Annotated in this window: 3 protein-coding genes; 2 read left to right on the top strand and 1 reads right to left on the bottom strand. The window is 72.1% G+C overall.

Translation table 11 applies throughout. The features are described from left to right. Nucleotides 1-39: 39 nt before the first annotated feature. Complete coding sequence (aceB, locus tag Q7T15_RS01110) at nt 40-1,707, bottom strand: malate synthase A (RefSeq protein ID WP_304692420.1); 1,668 nt, start codon at nt 1,705-1,707, stop codon at nt 40-42. 181 nt (nt 1,708-1,888) lie between these two features. Between aceB and Q7T15_RS01115 the strand changes: the two genes are divergently transcribed. Together Q7T15_RS01115 and Q7T15_RS01120 are read left to right on the top strand one after the other, a co-directional pair. Next, complete coding sequence (locus Q7T15_RS01115) at nt 1,889-3,355, top strand: helix-turn-helix transcriptional regulator (RefSeq protein WP_304692422.1); 1,467 nt, start codon at nt 1,889-1,891, stop codon at nt 3,353-3,355. A gap of 118 nt (nt 3,356-3,473) precedes the next feature. After that, nucleotides 3,474-3,830 carry a GntR family transcriptional regulator gene (locus Q7T15_RS01120; RefSeq protein WP_304692424.1) on the top strand — a complete coding sequence of 119 codons (357 nt, stop codon included), beginning with the start codon at nt 3,474-3,476 and terminating at the stop codon, nt 3,828-3,830. Nucleotides 3,831-4,167 lie beyond the last annotated feature (337 nt).

A 4,167-nucleotide genomic window follows, 5' to 3' on the forward strand; every position in this document is an offset into this window, starting at 1 on the left:
GCGCGGCGCGGGCCGCAGCGCGCAGGCCGCAGCGCGCGACTACGCGGCGCGCGCCTCCTCGGCCTCCGCGGCCTCGGCCGGCTCGACCAGGTGCCGCGTGTAGCCCGGCACGGTGAGGAAGGTCGGGAAGTCCTCGTGGAGGGTCACCGTGCGGAAGAGCTCCTCCGCCTCGGCGAGGCGGTTGCCCGGCGCGTGCGGCAGCGAGGCGAGCACCTCGGCGAGCATCCCCTCGACGAGGCCGCGCGTGATCGTCTCGCCCTCGACGGTGACGTGGTCCTGGTGGATCCACTGCCACAGCTGCGAGCGGCTGATCTCGGCCGTCGCGGCGTCCTCCATGAGGTTGTCGATCGCCGCGGCGCCGATGCCGCGCAGCCACGAGTCGAGGTACCGGACGGTGATCGCGATGTTCGCACGCACGCCCGCGAGGGTGACCTCGCCCCCGGCCGAGCGCACGTCGAGCAGGTCGCGCGCCGTGACGCGCACGTCGTCGCGCTGCCGGTCGAGCTGGTTCGGCTTGTCGCCGAGCACAGCGTCGAACTCGGCCCGCGCGACCGGGATGAGGTCGGGGTGGGCGACCCACGAGCCGTCGAAGCCGTCGCCGGCCTCGCGGCGCTTGTCGGCGGCGACGCGCTCGAGCGCGCGCTCCGTGACCTCGGGGTCGCGGCGGTTGGGGATGAACGCGCTCATGCCGCCGATCGCGTGCGCGCCGCGCTTGTGGCACGTCTTGACGAGCAACTCGGTGTACGCGCGCATGAACGGCAGCGTCATGAGGATGCGGTCGCGGTCGGGCAGAACGAACCACTGGCCCCGACCCCGGTAGTTCTTGATGATCGAGAAGACGTAGTCCCATCGGCCGGCGTTGAGGCCCGCGCAGTGGTCGCGGAGCTCGAACAGGATCTCGTCCATCTCGAACGCCGCGGGGAAGGTCTCGATGAGCACCGTCGCGCGGATGGTGCCGTGGTCGAGCCCGAGGCGCTGCTCGGTGAAGGTGAAGATGTCGTTCCAGAGCCGGGCCTCGCGGTGGTTCTCGAGCTTCGGCAGGTAGAAGTACGGGCCGCGGCCGCGGGCGACGAGCTCGGCCGCGTTGTGGAACGCGTAGAGCCCGAAGTCGACGAGGCTCGCGCTCGCGGCGAGGCGAAGCCCCGAGCGGTCGGTGTACTCGATGTGCTTCTCGACGAGGTGCCAGCCGCGCGGGCGCATCACGATCGTGGGCGTGCGCTCGGCGGTGACGCGGTACTGCTTGCCGGGGGCGCCGTCGACGCCGGGCGCGGTGAACTCGAGCCGCTCGCGGATCGCGTCGAACAGCGACAGCTGCCCCTCGACGATGTTGCCCCACGTGGGGCTGGTGGCGTCCTCGAGGTCGGCGAGCCAGACGTTCGCGCCCGAGTTGAGGGCGTTGATCGTCATCTTCGGGTCGGTGGGGCCCGTGATCTCGATGCGCCGGTCCTCGAGGCCGGGGCCCGCTCCCGCGACGCGCCAGGAGTCGTCCTCCCGGACATCCGCCGTCTCGGGCAGGAAGCGCAGGTCGCGCCCGTTGCCCAGGTCGTACCGGGCGCGCATGCGGTCGGCGAGCCGCTCGTGCCGCGTGCCGGCGAAGCGGCGGTGCAGCTCGGCGACGAACGCGAGCGCCTCGGGCGTGAGGATCTCGTCATAACGGGGGCGCAGGGGCCCCGTGATGGTGAGGCTGGGGTTCGTGGTCGTGGTCATGATGTCTCGTCCCGTGGTGAGTCGTGTCGTCCCGCGTGTCGTGCGGCTCTCGCGTCGGTCGGCTTGGTGCCGTCGTGCCTCCCACCTTCCCCGAAGAAATGGAGTGCTGATCCTTGGATCGAGACTGAAATTCTTCAGTTTTTCTATTGTTCCGAAAAGCGGGGCGTGGGATGCTCGTCGCATGCTCGACCGCGCTCAGCCCCCCGGCCACGCTGAAGAGGTGCTCGACTCCCTCACTCTCGGCCGTCGCATCCGCCAGCTCCGCTCCGACGCGGGGCTGACCCTCGCCGAGCTCGGCGAGCGCATCGGCATCGCGACCTCGCACGTGTCGGTGCTCGAGAACGGCAAGCGCGAGGCGAAGCTCGGCGAGCTGCAGTCGATCGCGCGGGCGCTCGGGGTTCCACTCGAGCGGCTGCTGAGCTCGGAAGCGCCCACGGGGCGTGCCGCGCTCGAGATCGCGCTGACCCGGGCGCAGGAGGGTCCGCTGTTCGCGGGCCTGGGCATCCCGTCTCTGCCGGTGCGGAAGACGCTGTCGGACGACGCGATCCGCACGATCCTGGCGCTGCACGCCGAGCTCGAGCGCGTGCACCGCGAGCGCGCGGCGACCCCCGAGGAGGCGCGGCGCGCGAACGCCGAGCTGCGCGGCGAGATGCGCGCGCGCGGCAACTACTACGGCGAGCTCGAGCAGACGGCGGCGGGGCTGCTGAAGGCGATCCGGCACGAGGGCGGCCCGCTCTCGCAGCGTCTCGCGGCGGAGCTCGCGGCGCACCTGGGCTTCTCGCTCCACTACGTGACCGATCTGCCGTCGTCGACGCGCACGATCACCGACCTCGAGAACGGGCGCATCTACCTGCCCGTGCAGAACGCGCCGGGCCGCGACCCGCGCACGAACCTGCTGCAGGCGCTCGCCGGCCACGTGCTGCAGCGGCCCGAGCCGACCTCGTACGCCGACTTTCTGCGGCAGCGGGTCGAGACGAACTACCTCGCGGCGGCGCTGCTCGTGCCGGAGGGGGACGCGGTCGAGTTCCTGCAGGCGGCGAAGGCGAAGCGCGAGCTCGCCGTGGAGGATCTGCGCGACCGGTTCGCGGTGTCGTACGAGACGGCCGCGCACCGCTTCACGAATCTCGCGACCGAGCACCTGGGAATCCCGGTGCACTTCCTGAAGGTGTCGGCGGCGGGAGTGCTGTCGAAGGCGTACGAGAACGACTCGGTGCGCTTCCCCTCGGATGCGCTGGGCGCGGTCGAGGGGCAGAGCGTGTGCCGCAAGTGGTCGGCGCGGCAGGTGTTCGACGAGCCCGACCGGTTCAGCCCGTTCCACCAGTACACGGACAAGCCGACCGGCACGTACTGGTGCACGTCGCGCATCGAGTCGGGGTCGGCGGGCGAGTTCTCGATCTCGGTCGGAACGCCGTTCGCGCACGTGAAGTGGTTCCGCGGGCGCGAGACGCAGCGGCGCGGCGAGTCGACGTGCCCCGACCCGTCGTGCTGCCAGGATGCTCCGCCGCAGCTCGCCGCCCGCTGGGCCGGCGCGGCGCGCCCGCAGGCGCGCATCAACTCGTCTCTGCTCGCGGCGATGCCGCGCGAGACGCTGCCGGGAGTCGACCGCACCGAGGTGTACGCGTTCCTCGAGCGGCACGCGTCCGCGTAGGCGGGGCCGCGCGCGCCGCGCCGCGAGTGAGCCCGAAAGTCGCATTCGAGCTCGAAAGTTCGAACCCACTCGCAATTTTCGGGCTCTGTCGCGCAGTGCTCGCGGGTAGCCTCGGCGCATGAAATTCACGATCGACCCGCGTTCCGCGACGCCGCCGTTCGAGCAGCTGCGCGCGCAGGTGCGCGACGCGGTCGCGGGCGGAGCGCTCGTCGCGGGGTCGAAGCTGCCGACCGTGCGCGCGCTCGCGGGAGAGCTCGGGCTCGCCGTCAACACCGTCGCGCGCGCGTACCGCGAGCTCGAGGCCGACGGGATCATCGAGACCCGCGGCCGAGCGGGCTCGTTCGTCGCGGCGCACGGCGACCCGACCGAGCGCCAGGCCCAGGATGCTGCACGCGAGTTCGTCGCCCGCACCCGCCGGCTCGGCCTCACCGACGACGCCGCGCTCGCTGTGGTTCAGGCGGCCTTGCGCGCCTGAACTCGCGCCGCCCTCACACGCTTCGATAAGTGCGGAGTGGGTGAATCACGTTCACTCAGTCCGCACTTATCGAAGCACACCGGGAGACTGCGCGGGGCCCCGGGCCCCGTGGCCGTCGCCCTCCCGCGCCTTCCAGAACTACGGGACGGGCGAACCGGATTCATCCACTCCGTAGTTCTGGAAGGAACTCGCACGGCGGCGAGGGGGCGCGGATACGGAGCCGCTGGCGCGACGGCGGGCAGCCAGTGGAGGGCTGGTGGGCCGACGACCGGACGGGGCGCGTCACTCGCGGCGCGGCCCGCCCAGCGGGCGCGGGCGCCGCCGCGGGCGCGGCGCA

Origin of the sequence: Microcella sp., assembly GCF_030645145.1 — a bacterium.
In the GTDB taxonomy this organism is placed as follows: Bacteria; Actinomycetota; Actinomycetes; order Actinomycetales; family Microbacteriaceae; genus Microcella.

Coding starts and splice junctions, on each gene's coding strand:
- aceB (WP_304692420.1), bottom strand. CDS start 1,707: ATGACCACGACCACGAACCCCAGCCTCACCATCACGGGGCCCCTGCGC.
- Q7T15_RS01115 (WP_304692422.1), top strand. CDS start 1,889: ATGCTCGACCGCGCTCAGCCCCCCGGCCACGCTGAAGAGGTGCTCGAC.
- Q7T15_RS01120 (WP_304692424.1), top strand. CDS start 3,474: ATGAAATTCACGATCGACCCGCGTTCCGCGACGCCGCCGTTCGAGCAG.